Here is a 19,182-nt window from a genome sequence, read left to right as displayed (position 1 = left end):
GTAAACGTATGTTTCAAACAACTGTTTGATCGCAACAACAAATCAATGCGGTCGTTCATTCCCGGTTACATCAGCAGAGGTTTATCGCTATGCCTGACTACAAGGCCCCCTTGCGTGATATTCGCTTCGTTCGTGACGAACTGCTCGGCTACGAAGCGCACTATCAGAGCCTTCCGGCTTGTGCCGACGCAACTCCGGACATGGTTGACGCCATTCTCGAGGAAGGCGCCAAGTTTTGTGAGCAGGTACTGGCTCCGCTGAACCGTGTGGGCGACCTCGAGGGTTGCACCTGGAGCGAGTCCGGCGTTAAGACGCCGACTGGCTTCAAGGAAGCCTACAAGCAATTCGTTGAAGGCGGCTGGCCGAGCCTGGCTCACGACGTCGAGCACGGCGGCCAAGGCCTGCCGGAATCCCTGGGCCTGGCCATCAGTGAAATGGTCGGCGAGTCCAACTGGTCGTGGGGCATGTACCCGGGCCTGTCGCACGGTGCGATGAACACCATCTCCGAGCACGGCACCCCTGAGCAGCAAGAGGCTTACCTGACCAAGCTGGTTTCCGGCGAATGGACCGGCACCATGTGCCTGACCGAACCGCACTGCGGCACGGACCTGGGCATGCTGCGCACCAAGGCCGAGCCTCAGGCCGACGGTTCCTACAAAGTCTCCGGCACCAAGATCTTCATCTCGGCCGGTGAACACGACATGGCCGACAACATCGTCCACATCGTACTGGCCCGCCTGCCGGATGCACCGGCTGGCACCAAAGGCATTTCCCTGTTCATCGTGCCGAAGTTCCTGCCGAACGCCGATGGCTCGGTTGGCGCGCGTAACGCTGTGTCTTGCGGTTCCCTGGAACACAAGATGGGCATCCACGGCAACGCCACCTGCGTGATGAACTTCGACGGCGCCACCGGTTTCCTGATCGGCCCGGCGAACAAAGGCCTGAACTGCATGTTCACCTTCATGAACACCGCTCGTCTGGGTACCGCGCTGCAAGGCCTGGCCCACGCTGAAGTCGGTTTCCAAGGTGGCCTGAAATACGCTCGCGACCGTCTGCAAATGCGCTCGCTGACTGGCCCGAAAGCGCCGGAAAAAGCCGCTGACCCAATCATCGTGCACCCTGACGTACGTCGTATGCTGTTGACCATGAAGGCGTTCGCCGAAGGCAACCGCGCGATGGTTTACTTCACCGCCAAGCAAGTCGACATCGTCAAGTACGGCGTGGACGAAGAAGAGAAGAAGAAAGCCGACGCACTGCTGGCGTTCATGACGCCAATCGCCAAGGCCTTCATGACCGAAGTCGGTTTTGAAGCGGCCAACCACGGCGTGCAGATCTATGGCGGCCACGGCTTCATCGCCGAGTGGGGCATGGAGCAGAACGTTCGCGACAGCCGCATTTCGATGCTGTACGAAGGCACCACCGGCATCCAGGCGCTCGACCTGCTGGGCCGTAAAGTGCTGATGACCCAGGGCGAGGCTCTCAAAGGCTTCACCAAGATCGTCCACAAGTTCTGCCAGACCAACGAAGGCAACGAAGCGGTTCAAGAGTTCGTCGCGCCGCTCGCTGCACTGAACAAGGAATGGGGCGAGCTGACCATGAAGGTCGGTATGGCCGCCATGAAAGATCGCGAAGAAGTCGGCGCGGCCTCCGTGGACTACCTGATGTACTCCGGTTACGCCTGCCTGGCCTACTTCTGGGCTGACATGGCGCGTCTGGCTGCCGAGAAACTGGCTGCCGGCACTTCCGAAGAGGCGTTCTACACCGCCAAGCTGCAGACGGCGCGCTTCTACTTCCAGCGCATCCTGCCGCGTACCCGCACTCACGTCGCAACCATGCTGTCGGGCGCCAACAACCTGATGGACATGAAAGAAGAGAACTTCGACCTGGGCTACTAAGCCTCAACGAAGTACTTGAAAAAGCCGCTGCTCCTTCGGGACCAGCGGTTTTTTTTTGGGGCTTCCACTGGTTTGAGCGCGAGCACGACCCCTTGTAGGAGCCAGCTTGCTGGCGATGGTCGTTAACGATAACGCGTATAAACTGGATAAACGCGGTGCACTTGAGTCCATCGCCAGCAAGCTGGCTCCTACAGGTTCCCGGGAATGCGTGAAGAACCTTTTTTGCTTTAAGGGTTGCCCGTGGAATGAATGTTTGTAACGCCCTTTGAAAAATACCTCAGTAATTCACTCAGAAACTCGGGCTTTCTGCCGTTACAGTAGTGGGCACATTGCCATCTATTGATTTGACGGGTCGGAGCTTTACCCTTGCCGCGCTCATCCGCTGTACGTTTCAGTCACTTCCTGCCGTCATTACTGCTGTTGCTGGCGGGGCTTGCGGCTGCTTACATCAAGGATCTGAACGTCTTTTTCACCTCGCTGTTCAACGTGCTGCCTACCCTGGTGTTGTTGCTCGGCGGCGCCTATTGCGCGGTGTACCGACGCCAGCGTGAACTGTTTCTGATGGTCACGGTTTACATCGCCTACTTCCTGCTCGACACCCAGACCGACTATTACCGCGACAACGGCAAGGTGCGTGACGATGCCGCCGTGGTCTTTCATTTGTGTTGCCTGCTGCTGCCATTGTTGTTTGGGGTGTTCGCGGCGTGGCAGGAACGCACCCATCTGTTCCAGGACATGGTGGCGCGTTTCGCCGTATTGCTGGCAGTCGGCAGCGTGGCGCTGGGGCTTGAGCAAAGTTATCCACACGCGCTGCTGATCTGGTTGTCGGAGATTCGCTGGCCTGCGCTACATGGTGCCTGGATGAGTCTGATCCAGTTGTCCTATCCGGTGTTCATTGCCGCGTTTGTGCTGCTGACCTGGCAATACTGGCGCAACCCGCGACCGCTGCATGCCGCGCAACTGGCGGGCTTGCTCGGGTTGTTCTGGATGCTGCCGAAGACCTTCATCCTGCCGTTCACGCTGAACATCATGTGCAGCCAGGTGATGCTGATGATCGCCGCCGCCGTTGCTCACGAAGCCTATCAAATGGCCTTCCGCGACGAACTGACCGGGCTGCCGGGCCGCCGTGCGCTGAATGAACGCATGCAACGGTTGGGTCGCAACTACGTGTTGGCGATGAGCGACGTCGATCACTTCAAGACATTCAACGATACCCACGGCCACGATGTCGGCGACCAGGTACTGCGGCTGGTGGCCAGCAAACTGTCGAAAATCGGCGGTGGCGGTAAGGCGTATCGCTATGGCGGTGAGGAATTTGCCCTGGTGTTTGCAGGCAAGACTCTCGAAGAATGCATGCCGCACCTGGAAGTCATCCGTGAGTCCATCGCCACTTACAACATTCAGCTGCGTAATCAGGAAAACCGCCCGCAGGACGATAATCAGGGGCGCCAGCGGCGTACCGGTTCCGGTGCGTCGAGTGTATCGGTCACGGTCAGTATCGGCGTCGCCGAGCGGATCGATCAACGCACCCCCGAAGAGGTGCTCAAATCCGCTGACCAGGCGCTCTACAGCGCCAAGGGCGCGGGGCGCAACTGCGTGATGGCGTTCGGGCAGAACCGCCGTGGCGCCGTGCGCATGGACGCCGCTACGGTTGAGTGATGATCGCGCATTCAGCGACTGGACATTGATTGTGGCGTAGTGTCGGCGGCAGTAGGTTGGAAAAAACTGCCGACGGAGAATGACCATGCCCGAGTACAAAGCTCCCTTGCGCGACATGCGCTTTCTGATCGACCACGTCTTCGACTTTCACAGTAGCTACGCCACGCTGGGGGCCACCGATGCCAGCCCGGACATGGTCAATGCGATCCTCGAAGAAGGCGCAAAGTTCTGCGAAAACGTGTTGTCGCCGCTCAACCGCAGCGGCGATGAAGAAGGCTGCCATTTCGACAACGGCGTGGTCACCACGCCCGAGGGCTTCAAGCAGGCCTTCGCCCAGTATGTCGAGGGCGGCTGGCATGGCCTGGCGGCGGACCCGGGTTACGGCGGCCAAGGGTTGCCGATCTCTCTGGGCCTGGTCATCAGCGAGATGGTGGGTTCCAGCAACACCTCGTGGGGCATGTACCCCGGCCTGACCCACGGTGCGATGTCGGCGATCCACGCCCACGGCACCGAGGAGCAGAAGCAGACCTATTTGAAGAAGCTCACCGCTGGCCAATGGACCGGCACCATGTGCCTGACAGAAGCCCATTGCGGCACCGACCTGGGCATCATCAAGACCCGTGCCGTGCCAGCGGCCGATGGCAGCTATGCGATCTCCGGCAGCAAGATCTTCATCTCTGCGGGCGAGCACGACATGAGCGCCAACATCATTCACCTGGTGCTCGCCAAATTGCCGGACGCACCGGCCGGGACCAAAGGCATTTCGCTGTTTATCGTGCCCAAGTTCCTGCCCGATGCTGCGGGAGAAGCGGGCGAGCGCAACGGCGTGTCCTGCGGCTCGATCGAACACAAGATGGGCATCAAGGCCTCGGCCACCTGCGTGCTGAACTTCGACGAGGCCAAGGGCTTTTTGATCGGCGAGCCGAACAAGGGCCTCAACTGCATGTTCACCATGATGAACCACGCGCGGTTGGGCACGGGCATGCAGGGTCTGTGTCTGGGCGAAGCGAGCTTCCAGGGCGCGATCATGTACGCCAACGACCGTTTGCAGATGCGCTCGCTGACTGGACCGAAAGCCCCGGAAAAAGCCGCCGACCCCATCATCGTGCACCCTGATGTGCGGCGGATGTTATTGACCATGAAAGCCTTCAACGAAGGCAACCGCGCGCTGACCTACTTCACCGCACAGTTGCTCGACATTGCACACCTGAGCCCGGACGAAACGGCGCGCCAGGATGCCGAAGACCTGCTGGCCTTCCTCACGCCGATCTGCAAAGCCTTCATGACCGACACCGGCCTGGAAGTGACCAACCTTGGCATGCAGGTGTTTGGCGGCCACGGGTTCATTCGTGAGTGGGGTATGGAGCAACTGGTACGCGACTGCCGGATCGCACCGATCTATGAGGGCACCAACGGCATTCAGGCGCTGGACTTGCTCGGGCGCAAGGTACTCGGCAGCCAGGGCAAGCTGTTGCGCGGGTTCACCAAAATCGTCCACAAGTTCTGCGCGGCGAACGCCGGACATCCACAACTGGCCGGGTATGTGGCGCAGCTTGATCAACTGAACCAGCAATGGGGTGAGTTGACCACCAGGGTCGGCATGGCGGCGATGAAAAACCCGGACGAGGTCGGCGCCGCGTCGGTGGACTATCTGATGTACAGCGGTTACATCATCCTTGGCTACCTGTGGTTGCGCATGGCGCTGGTGGCTCAGGCGCAGCTCGATGCTGGCAGCGGTGATGTTGGCTTCTGCCGGGGCAAACTGGCGACCAGCGAGTTTTACTTCAAGCGTCTGCTGCCACGCACTACCGCTCATCGGGCGGCCGTCGAAGCGGGGAGCGAATGTCTGATGCAACTGCCGGCCGAGATGTTTGCGCTCTGACACCTACCCTGTAGGAGCGAGCTTGCTCGCGATGGTCGTGAACGATAACGCGTAAAACCAGATGTCCAGTGGCGCCTTGGGGTTTTTCGCGAGCGGGCTCGCTCCTACAGTTCTTATGTTTCGCCTCTCTATATCGCAATGACTAAAAATTACAAAACGGTCATGAGCTGACCCTATGTGTCGCAAAAGTTGTTGAGGTACACTCCGACCCAACGAAAACAACTCTTCCTGTGAATCATCTGTATAGATCTTGCGAGGTTTGCCATGGCTGACTACAAAGCGCCCCTGCGCGATATGCGCTTCGTCCTCAATGAAGTTTTCGAGGTCGCCAAACTCTGGGCCGAGCTGCCTGCGCTGGCCGAGACCGTCGATGCGCAAACGGTCGAGGCCATCCTGGAGGAAGCCGGCAAAGTCACCAGCAAAAGCATTGCTCCGCTGAGCCGTGCCGCGGACGAGGAAGGTTGCCATTGGGCCGACGGTGCCGTCACCACGCCGGCGGGTTTCCCGCAGGCCTATCAGACCTACGCGGAAGGCGGCTGGGTCGGTGTCGGTGGCGATCCGACCTACGGCGGCATGGGCATGCCCAAAGCCGTTTCGGCCCAGGTCGAAGAAATGGTCAACTCCGCCAGCCTGTCGTTCGGTCTGTATCCGATGCTGACCGCCGGTGCCTGCCTGTCGATCAACGCCCACGCCAGCGAAGAGCTGAAAGCCGCGTACCTGCCGAACATGTACGCCGGCATCTGGGCCGGTTCCATGTGCCTGACCGAGCCACACGCCGGTACTGACCTGGGGATCATTCGCACCAAGGCCGAGCCTCAGGCCGACGGTTCCTACAAGGTCAGCGGCACCAAGATCTTCATCACTGGTGGCGAACACGACCTCACCGAAAACATCATCCACCTGGTGCTGGCCAAGTTGCCGGATGCACCGGCGGGGCCGAAAGGCATTTCGCTGTTCCTGGTGCCGAAGTTCATGGTCAATGCCGATGGCAGCCTGGGTGCGCGCAACCCGGCGAACTGCGGGTCGATCGAACACAAGATGGGCATCCAGGCGTCCGCGACCTGCGTGATGAACTTCGATGAGGCCGTGGGTTACCTGGTCGGCGAGCCGAACAAAGGCCTGGCGGCGATGTTTACCATGATGAATTACGAGCGTCTGGGTGTCGGTATCCAGGGCCTGGCCACGGGCGAGCGCTCGTACCAGAACGCCGTGGAATACGCCCGTGATCGTCTGCAAAGCCGTTCGCCGACGGGCGCGCAGAACAAGGACAAAGTGGCTGACCCGATCATCGTCCACCCGGACGTGCGTCGTATGCTGCTGACCATGAAAGCCTCGAACGAGGGTGGCCGTGCATTCTCCACCTACGTGGCCATGCAACTGGACACCGCCAAGTTCAGCGAAGATGCCGCCACCCGCAAGCGTGCGGAAGACCTGGTGGCCTTGCTGACTCCGGTGGCGAAGGCGTTCCTGACCGATCTCGGTCTGGAAACCACCGTTCACGGCCAGCAGGTGTTCGGCGGCCACGGTTACATCCGTGAGTGGGGCCAGGAGCAACTGGTGCGTGACGTGCGCATCACCCAGATCTACGAAGGCACCAACGGTATTCAGGCGCTGGACCTGGTCGGGCGCAAGATCGTCGGCAGCGGCGGGGCGTTCTACAACCTGTTCGCCGACGAGATTCGTCACTTCACCGCGACGGCCAGCGCTGACCTGGCGGAGTTCACCAAGCCGCTCAACGACGCCGTCACCACCCTCGACGAACTGACTGCATGGTTGCTGGACCGGGCGAAGAGCAATCCGAACGAAATCGGCGCGGCATCGGTCGAGTACCTGCAGGTCTTCGGCTACGTGGCGTATGCCTACATGTGGGCCCTGATGGCCAAGGCCGCTTTGGGCAAGGAAGCGCAAGACGATTTCTACGCCAGCAAACTGGGCACCGCACGGTTCTATTTCGCCCGTCTGTTGCCGCGGATTCACTCGTTGAGCGCGTCGGTCAAAGCCGGTAGCGAATCGTTGTTCCTGCTGGATGCAGGACAATTCTGATGACGTAATGGTTTGTAAGCATTCTCTTACATAACGTGCTGCTGTTCTCCCATAGATGCAAATTGGATCCACGGCTAATCTACTTCTCATGGACGTAGCGCAGGAAGCGCAAAGCAACAACAGGGACACGTAGGATTCTGCCAGGATGGCGGAGTGAAATGGATGTCAGGGAAACAGTCTGCAAAGCCCCGCTTCGGCGGGGTTTTCTTTTGCCCGAAGAAAAGTTTCTAGCTCAGCCCGTCCAGGGCCTGCGCACTGCTCAAACGTTCAGCCGGTCCATTGATCACTTCTTCCAGCAATGTCCGCAGCAAGGCCAGCGAGGCCTGCTGCCGTTGCACATCCCGACACACCAACCCGACTTTCAGTGGTACTCGTGGTTCGCTCAGGGGCTTCCACAGCAGTTCGTGGTTGCCATGGGTCTTTTGCGAGCGTCCGGGCAGCACCGTCGCCAGGCGTGTGTGCGGCAGGCTGTCGAGGATGCCGGCCATGTTGTTCAGTTCGGCTTGCACCTGTGGGCGACGTCCGAGGCTCGCCAGTTGGGTTTGCCAGATCTGCCGGATCTGAAATTCCTCGCCCAGCAGCAACATCGGCAGCTCGGCGGCCTGGCTCATGGACACCTTCTTGAATTCACGCAGCGGGTGCTCTGCCGGGATGACCAGGGTCAGTTCATCTTCGTACAGCATCACGCCATGCAAACCAGGCTGGCGGGGCGGCAGGTAGCTGATGCCGATATCCAGAGAACCGTTGAGCAGTCTCCGCTCGATTTCCAGTCCGGTCAGTTCGTAGATCTGCACGACAAGATGCGGCTGCGCCTTGCGCACACGTTCGAGCATCTGTGGAACGAGGCTGGTATGCACGGTCTGCAATACACCGATGGCCAGGGTACGCAGCGCCTGACCCTTGAAGTTGCCGAGCGCCTCCCGTGCCCGTTGCAGGCCATCGAGCAAAGGCAGGGCGTGGTTGTACAGCGTGTGGGCCGCGAGGGTCGGCAACAGGCGCTTGCTATTGCGTTCGAACAGGCTCACATCGAGGTTTTGCTCGAGGTGGCGGATTTGCTGGGACAGCGCCGGCTGGGAGATCGACAGGCGTTCGGCGGCCCGGCCCACATGGCCTTCTTCATAGACCGCGACGAAATAACGCAGTTGCTTGAAATCCATAAGTATTACTTATCGAAAATGCTGGGAAATCGAAATGGCTGTATGCCTTGCCTGAGCCTAGTCTAACCGCATTCAGACGGCTTACAGGGCCACAGAGCGCGATGAATACCCTTTGCTTGGATGGTGTTGACATAGGTAAGGCGAAAAACCTCATCAGAGGTTTTTTAGGATGAATCTGTTCAGTCTGCGTCGCAGTCCTCCCAGTCTTGATGATCTGGTCATGGACGCCTCCCTGCCTTTCACAGGCAACAGTCTTACCAGCGAGTACTTGATGCCCGGTGTCGAGCGGCCGAAACAGGTGTTTGTGCGCGGCCAGGGTTCATGGTTGTGGGACAGCGATGACCGTGCGTACCTGGACTTTTCCCAGGGCGGCGGGGCCAACAGCCTTGGTCACAGCCCTTCGGTATTGGTCAACGCCATCACTGCCCAGGCTCAAGCGCTGATCAATCCGGGTTTCGGCCTGCATAACCGTGGCATGCTCAGACTTGCCGAACATCTGTGTGTCAGCACGGGCAGTGATCAGGCCTACTTGCTCAATACCGGCAGCGAAGCCTGTGAGGCGGCGATAAAACTGGCGCGCAAATGGGGTCAACAGCATCGCGGCGGTGCGTCGCGAATCATTGTGGCCAACAACGGTAACCATGGCCGTAGCCTGGCGACGATGTCGGCGTCGGACAGTTCGACATTAGCCAACCGATTCGAGCCGCAACTGCCGGGCTTCAGCCATGTCCCGTTCAATGACCTTCCGGCATTGCATGCGGCCGTGGATGAACGGACCGTCGCGATCATGCTCGAACCGATCCAGAGCGAAGCCGGTGTGATCCCGGCTACCGCGCATTACCTCAAGGGCGTCGAACGCTTGTGCCGTGAACTCGGCATTTTGCTGATCTTTGACGAAGTGCAAACCGGCATCGGCCGTTGTGGCACCTTGCTCGCGGAACAGTCCTGCGGGGTCACGGCGGACATCGTCGTGCTTGGCAAAGGTTTGGGCGGCGGCGTGCCATTGGCCGCGCTGCTGGCACGGGGCAAGGCCTGCTGTATCGAACCCGGCGAGATGACCGGTACCCATCATGGCAATGCACTGATGACCGCGGCGGGACTTTCGGTGCTCGATACGGTGCAGGACAAGGCTTTCCTCAAGCACGTCGCAGAAGCCGGTCAGCACCTGCGTGAGGGCTTGGGGCGTTTGGCCCATCGTTACGGTCACGGCGAGTTGCGCGGACAAGGGCTGCTGTGGGGGCTGACGCTGTCGGACGATTCCGCTGAGGCGGTGGTCAAGGCCGCGCTCTACGAAGGCCTGTTGCTCAACGCCCCTCAACCCGACTGCCTGCGCTTTACCCCTGCGCTGAACGTCAGCAACGCCAACATCGATGAAATGCTCCTGCGCCTGGCGCGCGCCTTCTCCCGAGTACGCACCGCGCAATTGCAGTGCCGCAAAGGGATTGCCGTCTGATCCGACGCGCCCTGCACACATTCCCGAACCGTCTCGCGGTAATACGCACGCCTCACGCCCGACACTTTTGGCGTGGGGCGTTTTTTTGTCTGCGAAATTCAACGAAAGGGCGGAGCTTGGCAATAGAGGGACTGAACCCTGACAGACGGCACAGGTCGATTAGCTGTAGGGCTCGAACGAGTCCACCCCAATCAGGAGCTGCCCCCATGGACTTTATTCGCATCATCATCGCCATCCTGTTGCCGCCGCTGGGTGTGTTTTTGCAAGTAGGATTCGGCGGAGCGTTCTGGCTGAACATTCTGCTGACGTTGTGCGGTTATATTCCTGGGATCGTGCATGCGGTGTACATCATCGCCAAGCGCTGAATTTCGCGGCGGCAGGTCGGCCGCCTTCGCGAGCAAGCCCGCTCCCACAGGGTTTCGCGTAAACCGTAGACTCTGTGGGAGCGAGCCTGCTCGCGAAGGGCGCGCCCCAATTCATGTATGTGGCGCCAATGTCAGTTCGCCAATTCCATCACCCTTCGATAAAACAACCATTCCTGCTCCAGCGCATGGGCCTGATTGCCGGCCTTGCGAAAGCCATGGCGTTCGTCCGCGTAGTAATGCGCTTCGACCGGAATACCGTTGCCCTGAAGCGCCGCAACCATGTCGCGGGTCTGTTGCGGGACGACCACGGCATCCAGTTCTCCCTGAAAGAAGATCATCGGCACGCGGATATTGCTGGCATGCAGCAGCGGTGTGCGGGCGGCGTAGCGTTCGGCGTCCAGCAGCGGATCGCCGATCAACCAGTCCAGATAGTCGCTTTCGAATTTGTGGGTCGCACGGCCCAGCGCTACCGGGTCACTGACCCCATACAGACTGGCTCCGGCACAGAACACGTTGTGAAACGCCAAGGCGCAAAGCGTTGTGTAGCCGCCGGCGCTGCCGCCGCGAATGAAGGCCTTGTCGCCGTCGATCAGGCCCCGTTCGTTGAGGTAACTGACCACGGCGCAAGCGTCTTCGACATCCACATCCCCCCAGCTCAAATGAAGCGCCTGACGATAGGCCCGGCCATAACCGCTGCTGCCGCGATAGTTGAGGTCGGCCACGGCGAAGCCCCGCTGTGTCCAGAACTGGATGCGTGGATCGAGCATCGGGTAGCACGCCGACGTCGGGCCGCCATGGATGAACACCACCAGTGGCGGTTTCGCCTCGCCGGTCATTGCCGGGTAGAAGAAGCCGTGTGCTTCGCCTGAGCCACTGGGGTAGCGCAAGGTCTGCGGGCGGCTGATCCGTTCCGGAGGAAGCGGTGCGATACCGCCGGCCAGTACCTTCACTTGCCGGCTTTGGCGGTCGATGGCGATGACGGCGGTTGAGCTGACGGGCGACGCTGCAATGCAATAAATGAACTGCCCATCCACGGTGAGATGGCGGAAGCGGCTGTAGTGGCCGGTGAAGTCGGCGCAGGCGTTGCCGCCTATGCCCAATCGGCCAAACCCGCCCTCGGTCCAACTGGCCAGATAACTGTGGTCGCCCAGCGGCAACCAGGTACTGCCGCCGAGTTGCCAGGGCGCCGGGCCATGGTCGGCGTTGGCACTTGGCAATGGGCTCAGGCCTTTCCCGGATACCACCCATGGCTGCCAGTAACCGGCGCGATCCGTCAGGCAGTACAAGCGACCGTCGGCATCAAACCGTGGCTGTTGCACCGACTCTTGAGCACCGTCGCCCGCCACACAACGAGCCTCGGCAAACCCGCCATGGGCGAGGCGTTCGGCAACCATCAAGCGGGTTGCTGTCCATGGCTGATCCGGGCGACTCCATTCGATCCAGGCCAGGCGCCGGGCATCAGGGCTCAGCGTCGGTGCCGCGTAGAAATCAGCACCTTCGGCCAGCAGGTGGCGTGTGCCATCCAGCAGATCGATCGCCACCAGTCGGTGTTGGTCTCGATGCTCCTCGACCGCCAGCACCTGCCCGTTGGCGAACTGCAGATCGCCAAAACGGCACGCACCGGACGTCAGCCTTTCGGGTGCTTCGTCTTGCAGTGATTGCCGATACAACTGCTGGTCGGCCTCGTTGACGAAAACGATACCGTCGTCCGTCAGACAAAAGGCTCCACCGCCATATTCGTACACCCGACTGCGCACGCTGAACCCCGGCGGCGTCAGGCATTTCGCTGTGCCTTCACGCCAATGCCAGATCCGGCACGCCGCGTCTTCGGGTCGGTACTCGTTCCAGAACAGGCCGTTTGGACCGACCTGCAGTTCGGCAAAGTCGATACCGGCAGCCACGGCTTTGGCCGCGCTGAAAGGTTCAGCTTTTGGCGATGAGGCGTGAGTTTCGTTCATTGCGAAAGGCCAGTTGGTCGATGGTCTGGGTCGCGTGTTCGGCTTCTTCGCGAGCCTTGAGGATCACGCCGTGTTGTGGCGACTTGCTGCACACCGGGTCGGCGTTGCTGGCATCACCGGTGAGCATGAACGCCTGGCAGCGGCAGCCGCCGAAGTCTTTTTCTTTCTCGTCACAGGAGCGGCACGGCTCGGGCATCCAGTCATAACCGCGAAAGCGATTGAAGCCGAACGAGTCGTACCAGATGTGCTGCATGCTGTGGTCGCGTACGTTGGGAAACTGCACCGGCAGCTGTCGGGCACCGTGACAGGGCAGGGCGGTTCCGTCCGGCGTGACCGTCAGAAAAATACTGCCCCAGCCGTTCATGCAGGCTTTCGGGCGTTCTTCGTAATAGTCCGGGGTGACGAAAATCAGCTTGCACGGATGCCCTTGGGCTTGCAGTTTGGCGCGGTATTCATTGGTGATGCGTTCGGCGCGCACCAGTTGCTCCCGGGTCGGCAATAGCCCGACGCGATTGAGTTGCGCCCAACCGTAGAACTGGCACGTGGCGAGCTCGACGAAATCCGCTTCCAAGGCGATGCACAGCTCGATGATGCGGTCGATCTGGTCGATGTTGTGCCGATGGGTCACGAAGTTCAGCACCATCGGATAACCATGGGCCTTCACCGCCCGGGCCATTTCCAGTTTCTGTGCAAAGGCCTTTTTCGAGCCGGCCAGCAGGTTGTTCACCTGCTCGTCGCTGGCCTGAAAACTGATCTGGATGTGATCGAGGCCGGCCTTCTTGAAATCGCTGATTTTCTGCTCGGTCAGGCCGATGCCGGAGGTGATCAGGTTGGTGTAGAAACCCAGTTTGCGGGCTTCGGTAATCAGCTCGGCGAGGTCCTGGCGCACCAACGGTTCACCACCGGAAAAGCCCAGTTGCGCCGCGCCCATTTCCCGCGCTTCACGGAACACCTTGATCCACTGTTCAGTGCTCAGCTCTTTGCCCTGCTCGGCGAAATCCAGCGGATTGGAGCAGTACGGGCATTGCAGCGGGCAGCGATAGGTCAGCTCGGCGAGCAGCCACAGCGGCAAGCCGACTTCAGGTTTTGGCGGCACTTGCCTTGATGAATCAGGCAAGTTCGATCCAGTGCTGCGCACGGGCTACCTCCATGAATTGCTCGATGTCGTCACCGAGCTCGGGTACGCCGGGGAACTGTTGGTCGAGTTCATTGATGATCGCCGCGACATCCCGTTCACCGTCAATCAAGCCACCGATCAGTGCGGCACTTTCGTTGAGCTTGATCATGCCTTCCGGGTACAGCAGCACGTGGCCTTTCTGCGCCGGTTCGTACTGGAAGCGGTAGCCGGGACGCCAGGTCGGGGTCTTGCTGCGATCGAAACTCATAAGGTGATTCCTTTGTGCCAGACCCGTTCTCCGGTCACGCTGTGATACGGCGGGCGTTTCAGTTCGTAGGCCATGCTCATGGCATCGAGCATGCTCCAAAGAATGTCCAGTTTGAACTGGAGAATTTCCAGCATGCGCTCCTGGCCTTCGCGGGTGGTGTAGTGCTGCAACGTGATCGCCAGACCGTGCTCGACATCACGCCGTGCCTGACCCAGGCGCGTGCGGAAATACTCGTATCCGGCCGGGTCGATCCATGGGTAATGCTGCGGCCAACTGTCCAGGCGCGATTGGTGGATTTGCGGGGCGAACAGTTCGGTCAGCGAACTGCTGGCGGCCTCCTGCCAGCTGGCGCGGCGGGCAAAGTTGACGTAGGCGTCCACGGCGAAGCGCACGCCGGGCAGCACCAGTTCCTGAGAGCGCAACCGGTCCGGGTCGAGGCCGACAGCCTGGCCCAGTCGCAGCCAGGCTTCGATGCCGCCGTCTTCACCGGGCGCACCGTCGTGGTCGAGCAGGCGCTGAATCCACTCGCGGCGGATCTCGCGGTCGGGGCAATTAGCCAGAATGGCCGCGTCTTTCAGGGGAATGTTCACCTGATAGTAGAAACGGTTGGCGACCCAGCCCTGGATCTGCTCGCGGGTAGCCCGGCCTTCGTACATCGCCACGTGATAGGGGTGATGGATGTGGTAATAGGCGCCCTTGGCGCGCAGGGCCGCTTCGAATTCGGCGGGGGACATTGGGGTGTCGGTCATCGGGGTTCTCCGGGGGAACAACCGTTGAAATCTTTGGTGTCTGGTCGGACGCCTTCGCGAGCAAGTCGAGTCGTCGCACCGCCGCTCCCACATTGGAATGCATTTCAAATGTGGGAGCGGGCTTGCTCGCGAAGAGGCCGCCCGCTAGAGCACAATACTCATGCCGTCATACGCCACTTCAACCTGGCGCCGATCCAGCTCCGCGCGCTCGGGCGAATCTTCATCGAGAATCGGGTTGGTGTTGTTGATGTGGATAAGCACCTTGCGCTGCGTGGGCAGTTGCTCCAGCACTTCGAGCATGCCGCCGGGGCCGTTTTGCGCCAGGTGGCCCATCTCCCGACCGGTGCGGGTGCCTACGCCACGACGCTGCATTTCATCGTCATCCCACAGCGTACCGTCGACCAGCAGGCAATCGCTGCCGGCCATGATCTCCAGCAGCGCTGCATCCACCTTGCCCAGGCCCGGTGCGTAGAACAGTTTGCCGCCCGTGCCCCGGTCCTCGACGATCAGGCCGATGTTGTCGCCCGGATGCGGGTCGAAGCGGTGCGGCGAGTAGGGCGGCGCGGCACTGCGCAGCGGCAACGGGGTGAAGCGCAGGTTCGGGCAGGCGGGAACAGTGAAGCTTTGATCGAGCTCGATGCGGTTCCAGTTCAGCCCGCCGTTCCAGTGGTTGAGCATGGTGAACAGCGGAAAACCGGTGCTCAGGTCTTCGTGGACCATGTCGGTGCACCAGACCTGATGCGGGCAACCCTCGCGCAACATGAGCAGGCCGGTGGTGTGGTCGATCTGGCTGTCCATCAGGATGATCGCGCCGATCCCGGTATCACGCAGGGCGCGGCCCGGCTGCATCGGGGCGAAGCCCTGGAGTTGGGCGCGGATGTCCGGAGAGGTGTTGCACAGCACCCAGTTCACGCCGTCATCGGAAATTGCGATGGACGACTGCGTCCGCGCCTTGGCCCGCAGGCTGCCGTCGCGAAAGCCTGCGCAGTTCACGCAGTTGCAGTTCCACTGGGGGAAGCCGCCGCCGGCGGCGGAACCTAGAATCTGGACAAACATGGACGCTCCATCATTTCAACGCTGAAAATAAAACGCCTCGGATAACCGAGGCGTTGTGCTGCACATCTGCCAAAGCAGAGATTAGCGGCTTGCGAAGTACATGGTGACTTCAAAGCCGATACGCAGGTCGGTGTAGGCAGGTTTGGTCCAGGCCATGAATTGAACTCCTTCTAGTGGGGGGGGAGACAGCGCTAGCTATAGGTATAGTCCACCTCGAGTCAGAGATGTTCCAGATAGTTAGGTTGCTATGTTACTCAAAATCTCAAAGAAATTGCCCGTGAAACTTTGAGAAAGCTCCTTACCGCCCCGGTAATGATCATTTTGCCGCTTGCCATGGAGTGCCCGGTGCAGGGCTGTTCGCCAGGCAATGCCAACCGCCCTCGGCCTTATTCAATCGTTGTGCTGCAACCAGCAGTTCGGAACGCCCGATCAGCAGGATTGCCTCGGGCAATTGCGTCAGAAAATCCGACGAGTGGCCGCCCAGCTTGCCCTGCCAAAGCAATTCCGCGGCCTGGGCAGTGGGCAATGCAGCCTGGGAAAATTGCTCGGCCAAGGTCTGGCGCCCGGCGATGAACGCGTTGTCGTCGAGGGCATTGATCAGCATTGGCACATCGCTGAGGAACTGCTCGATGTGCTGCAGCAGATCTGCCGGCGCTACGTTCGGTGATTGCACACCGAACAGTAATCCGGTTGTCCCGTGAATCTGGCGTAGGGCGCTGAACACCGCATAGCCCAGTTGCAACTCCACGCGCAGGCGCTGGTAGAACGGCGTCTGACAGAAGTGCGCAAGTAGACGCCACGCGGCTTCGTCGGCCAATTCCCCGGTCACGGCAGGGCAAAACAGCAACAGTGCGTGCTCGCTGGAATCGCTATCGATGGCGCTCCACAGGCGTTGTGACGGGATGGATGGCGGTGGGGTCAATTGATTGTCCGGCGTGCCGGGAATACGGCTCAAGGCCAGGCCCATGGCCGCTTGAGTCTGGGCGGACAGGCCAATCGCCAGACCATCCCAGCGTGCACTCGACCAGAGTTGCTGCGCGTCGTCCGTGTTCGCGGTGTGCGCAAGGCAGTGATCGGGCAATGCCTTGAGCAGTTGTCGAATGGGGATCAGCGCAACGCTCGCGTGCGTGGCTTGTGAGCCTGCGGCGTCAGGCTGTGTCAGCTCTTTCAGCGCATGCTCCAGAACGGTGGGCATCGGCTCCTGCAGTCCGGTCATTTTCAGCAGCCATTCGTTGCCCGATGCACTGAAGGAAAAATCCACACCGGCCTGACGCGCGTCTTCGCGCAGCGGTTGCAGGTTATTTTCCAGTCGGGATTGAAGGGCGCTGGCGGGACTCGAGTCCAGACGCCAGCGCAGATAAATCGCACCTTCCGCGCTGTTGTCCGGCAATGCCTGGCTGAATTGCATCGGCGAACGTTCACGACGGCTTCGCGAGCGATCCTGGGCAAAGGTACGCAGGCCGCGGTGGGCGCTGGTCTGGCCACGAATCAATCCGGCGTTGGACGCTGGTGCTTCGGTGCGCAGGAACGGGTTGGGTGCGGGCAACTGCCATGGGCCACTGAAGTTATCCACAGCGCCGATTTGATTGAGGATTTGCTTGAGCGCTGTCACGCCTTGGCCAGATAACCCGACTTCGCATTGTTCGCTGTCCAGTCGGGCCAATTGCAAGGCACTGCTGATCTGTTGCTGGCGCTGGTGCAGGGTTGCGTATTCTTCGCGCAACCGGGTCCAGTCCTGCTGGGCAAAAAAGCTCAGCCAGTCCATAAGGCGTTCGAGAATCCCGGTCGACAACCCATTGGCCGGCAAGGTGAACTCGATATGCAGCAAGGCTTGTCCTGCGAATTGGTAGAGCAACTGGGCTTTCAGGTGATCGGCCAGCCCGCGCTCGCGCAGGTCCGCCGACAAGCCCCCGGGTTTTGCCGAATTCAGCCAGTGGCACAAGAATGCCAGCGCTTCGGCGCAAGAGTCGGGCAGCGATTCGAGGGCGCACAGCCAATCCAGTCGCCGTGCTTCAGCCTGTTGATAACTTCTTTCTGAGGTCGACATCAGGGGCACGGGAGCGTGTTGCTCAATGCTTTCTCCCTTGGCGATGACGTTACCAAACGCTTCAGCCAAGGTCCTTAGCTCTTCGAGGCCTTGCGGTCCGGCCAGGCTCAATGTCATCTGCCCGGTCTGGTAAAACCGCTGATAAAAATCCTGCAACGCCTGCTGAAACTCGGGCTGCTCTACAGGCAGGGTGGCGCGATTGCCGGCATGAAAACCGCGAAGCGGATGTACTTCTGACAACCCGTCGAACAGCGCAAATTGCTGCTGCGCTGCCGCATCCTGCGACCAGGCGACAAACTCCGCCTGCAGCACTTCCCGTTCTCGCTGCTGATCGTCCGGATTCATACGCGGATGGGCGAGCATGTCTGACAGACGCTCCAGCCCACCGGCAAATGCCTGGGGTGGCAGTTCGAAAAAGTAGTCCGTGGTGCGTTCGCTGGTTCGCGCGTTTATCTGGCCGCCATGACTCTGGACGTAGGCCATCAACCCTTGCCCGGCAGGAAAACGCTCAGTCCCCAGAAACAGCAGATGCTCAAGAAAATGCGCCAGTCCGGGCCACGCCAGCGGCACATCATGGCTGCCCGCGGCGACCCGCAATGCTGCTGCGCAACGCTTCAAATTCGGGGCATGACGCAGTGTCACCCGCAAGCCGTTGGCCAGGGTTTCAGTGTGGGGGCGAGGGTGATTCAGCGCGGGCATGGGCACTTCCAGAACAGTGAAGTGCCAATGCTAGCGGATTAGGACTTGTTCAGCTCGCCGTAAAGCTCGGGACGACGATCGATCAGGTAGCGATTGGCGGCACGGGAATCGACCATCAACTGTCGATCCAGCTCACCGACAATCAGCGATTCATCCAGTCCCGCCTGAGCGATACGGCTGCCATCCGGCGCAGCAATGCTGCTCTGGCCGCAATAGTGGATGTCGCCTTCATGGCCACAGTAGTTGGCGTAAGCCACATAGCATTGGTTTTCGAAGGCGCGGGAACGCACGGTGACATCGGCGACGAAATCGAACGGAATCATGTTCGCAGTCGGCACCAGAATCAGCTCGGCGCCGCCCAGAGCCAGGCGTCGGGCATTTTCCGGAAACTCCAGGTCGTAGCAGATCAGGAAACCGAGTTTCCAGCCGTTGAGCTCAACGATAGGAAACTCGTCGGAACCTGCACTGAACATCGAGTGATCGAGGTCGCCGAACAAGTGCGTCTTGCGGTAGTTGCACAGGCGCTCGCCATGGGCGTCGATCAACTGCACGGCGTTGTAGATCTGCCCGTCCTCGGTGCGCTCGGGATAGCCATACAAGATGGCAATCCCGGTTGCCTTGGCAATGCGCGCGATCTGCTGCGCCGACTCGCCGTTGTACACCTCCGCCAACACGCTGACGGCATCGACGCCGATGTTGTAGCCGGTCAGGAACATCTCCGGCAGTACCAGCAGGTCCGCGCCTTTTGCCTCCAGCGCCAGTTGTTGCAGGCGTTGCAGGTTGCCGGCGACATCCAGCGGCAACGGTGGACATTGGTAAAGGGCTACGCGCATT

Annotated in this window: 15 protein-coding genes; 6 read left to right on the top strand and 9 right to left on the bottom strand. The window is 60.4% G+C overall.

Features of this window, described 5'->3' with window-relative positions; all coding sequences use genetic code 11:
• Positions 1-89 precede the first annotated feature (89 nt).
• The 4 genes from BSF40_RS03535 to BSF40_RS03520 all read left to right on the top strand — a co-directional run bounded on the left by BSF40_RS03535 (position 90) and on the right by BSF40_RS03520 (position 7,479).
• Positions 90-1,895: a phenylacyl-CoA dehydrogenase gene (locus BSF40_RS03535; RefSeq protein ID WP_095964107.1), complete on the top strand. Its 1,806-nt coding sequence runs from the start codon at positions 90-92 to the stop codon at positions 1,893-1,895.
• A gap of 366 nt (positions 1,896-2,261) precedes the next feature.
• Positions 2,262-3,554, top strand: coding sequence for a GGDEF domain-containing protein (locus tag BSF40_RS03530; RefSeq protein WP_095964106.1), 1,293 nt, complete (start codon positions 2,262-2,264; stop codon positions 3,552-3,554).
• An 85-nt stretch (positions 3,555-3,639) separates the two neighbouring features.
• Positions 3,640-5,436 carry an acyl-CoA dehydrogenase C-terminal domain-containing protein gene (locus BSF40_RS03525; RefSeq protein WP_095964105.1) on the top strand — a complete coding sequence of 599 codons (1,797 nt, stop codon included), beginning with the start codon at positions 3,640-3,642 and terminating at the stop codon, positions 5,434-5,436.
• A 264-nt stretch (positions 5,437-5,700) separates the two neighbouring features.
• Positions 5,701-7,479, top strand: coding sequence for an acyl-CoA dehydrogenase C-terminal domain-containing protein (locus BSF40_RS03520; RefSeq protein ID WP_015097091.1), 1,779 nt, complete (start codon positions 5,701-5,703; stop codon positions 7,477-7,479).
• Between the two features lie 227 nt (positions 7,480-7,706).
• Here the strand turns inward: BSF40_RS03520 and BSF40_RS03515 are convergent, their stop codons facing one another.
• Positions 7,707-8,636, bottom strand: a complete 930-nt coding sequence (locus BSF40_RS03515) for a LysR family transcriptional regulator (RefSeq protein ID WP_095964104.1) — start codon at positions 8,634-8,636, stop codon at positions 7,707-7,709.
• A 169-nt stretch (positions 8,637-8,805) separates the two neighbouring features.
• Between BSF40_RS03515 and BSF40_RS03510 the strand changes: the two genes are divergently transcribed.
• Together BSF40_RS03510 and BSF40_RS03505 are read left to right on the top strand one after the other, a co-directional pair.
• Positions 8,806-10,089: an aspartate aminotransferase family protein gene (locus tag BSF40_RS03510; RefSeq protein WP_095964103.1), complete on the top strand. Its 1,284-nt coding sequence runs from the start codon at positions 8,806-8,808 to the stop codon at positions 10,087-10,089.
• A 206-nt stretch (positions 10,090-10,295) separates the two neighbouring features.
• On the top strand, positions 10,296-10,454 hold the full coding sequence (locus BSF40_RS03505; protein ID WP_003228885.1) for a YqaE/Pmp3 family membrane protein: 159 nt from the start codon (positions 10,296-10,298) through the stop codon (positions 10,452-10,454).
• Positions 10,455-10,585: 131 nt separating this feature from the next.
• Here the strand turns inward: BSF40_RS03505 and BSF40_RS03500 are convergent, their stop codons facing one another.
• From BSF40_RS03500 to BSF40_RS03465, 8 genes are all read right to left on the bottom strand, one after another.
• A complete protein-coding gene (locus BSF40_RS03500; protein ID WP_095964102.1) occupies positions 10,586-12,412 on the bottom strand; it encodes a S9 family peptidase in 1,827 nt (608 codons plus the stop codon).
• Positions 12,378-13,550, bottom strand: a complete 1,173-nt coding sequence (gene pqqE / locus BSF40_RS03495; protein ID WP_095964101.1) for a pyrroloquinoline quinone biosynthesis protein PqqE — start codon at positions 13,548-13,550, stop codon at positions 12,378-12,380. Before pqqE ends, BSF40_RS03500 begins: the two co-directional genes overlap by 35 nt.
• Positions 13,522-13,797 (bottom strand): pyrroloquinoline quinone biosynthesis peptide chaperone PqqD, encoded by a 276-nt coding sequence (gene pqqD / locus BSF40_RS03490; RefSeq protein ID WP_015097086.1) that lies wholly within the window; start codon positions 13,795-13,797, stop codon positions 13,522-13,524. The genes pqqE and pqqD overlap by 29 nt, the downstream gene beginning before the upstream one ends.
• Complete coding sequence (gene pqqC, locus BSF40_RS03485) at positions 13,794-14,546, bottom strand: pyrroloquinoline-quinone synthase PqqC (protein WP_095964100.1); 753 nt, start codon at positions 14,544-14,546, stop codon at positions 13,794-13,796. Before pqqC ends, pqqD begins: the two co-directional genes overlap by 4 nt.
• A gap of 144 nt (positions 14,547-14,690) precedes the next feature.
• Entirely contained in the window at positions 14,691-15,602 is a 912-nt protein-coding gene (gene pqqB, locus BSF40_RS03480) for a pyrroloquinoline quinone biosynthesis protein PqqB (protein WP_015097084.1), read from the bottom strand.
• An 81-nt stretch (positions 15,603-15,683) separates the two neighbouring features.
• On the bottom strand, positions 15,684-15,758 hold the full coding sequence (gene pqqA / locus BSF40_RS03475; RefSeq protein ID WP_003444522.1) for a pyrroloquinoline quinone precursor peptide PqqA: 75 nt from the start codon (positions 15,756-15,758) through the stop codon (positions 15,684-15,686).
• A gap of 160 nt (positions 15,759-15,918) precedes the next feature.
• Positions 15,919-18,348 (bottom strand): pyrroloquinoline quinone biosynthesis protein PqqF, encoded by a 2,430-nt coding sequence (pqqF, locus tag BSF40_RS03470; RefSeq protein WP_095964099.1) that lies wholly within the window; start codon positions 18,346-18,348, stop codon positions 15,919-15,921.
• A 38-nt stretch (positions 18,349-18,386) separates the two neighbouring features.
• A complete protein-coding gene (locus tag BSF40_RS03465; RefSeq protein ID WP_095964098.1) occupies positions 18,387-19,181 on the bottom strand; it encodes a carbon-nitrogen hydrolase family protein in 795 nt (264 codons plus the stop codon).
• Position 19,182 lies beyond the last annotated feature (1 nt).

This window comes from Pseudomonas sp. ACN5 (genome assembly GCF_002303975.1).
GTDB lineage: Bacteria > Pseudomonadota > Gammaproteobacteria > Pseudomonadales > Pseudomonadaceae > Aquipseudomonas > Aquipseudomonas laurylsulfatiphila.
This window is presented reverse-complemented; position numbering and strand designations above follow the sequence as displayed.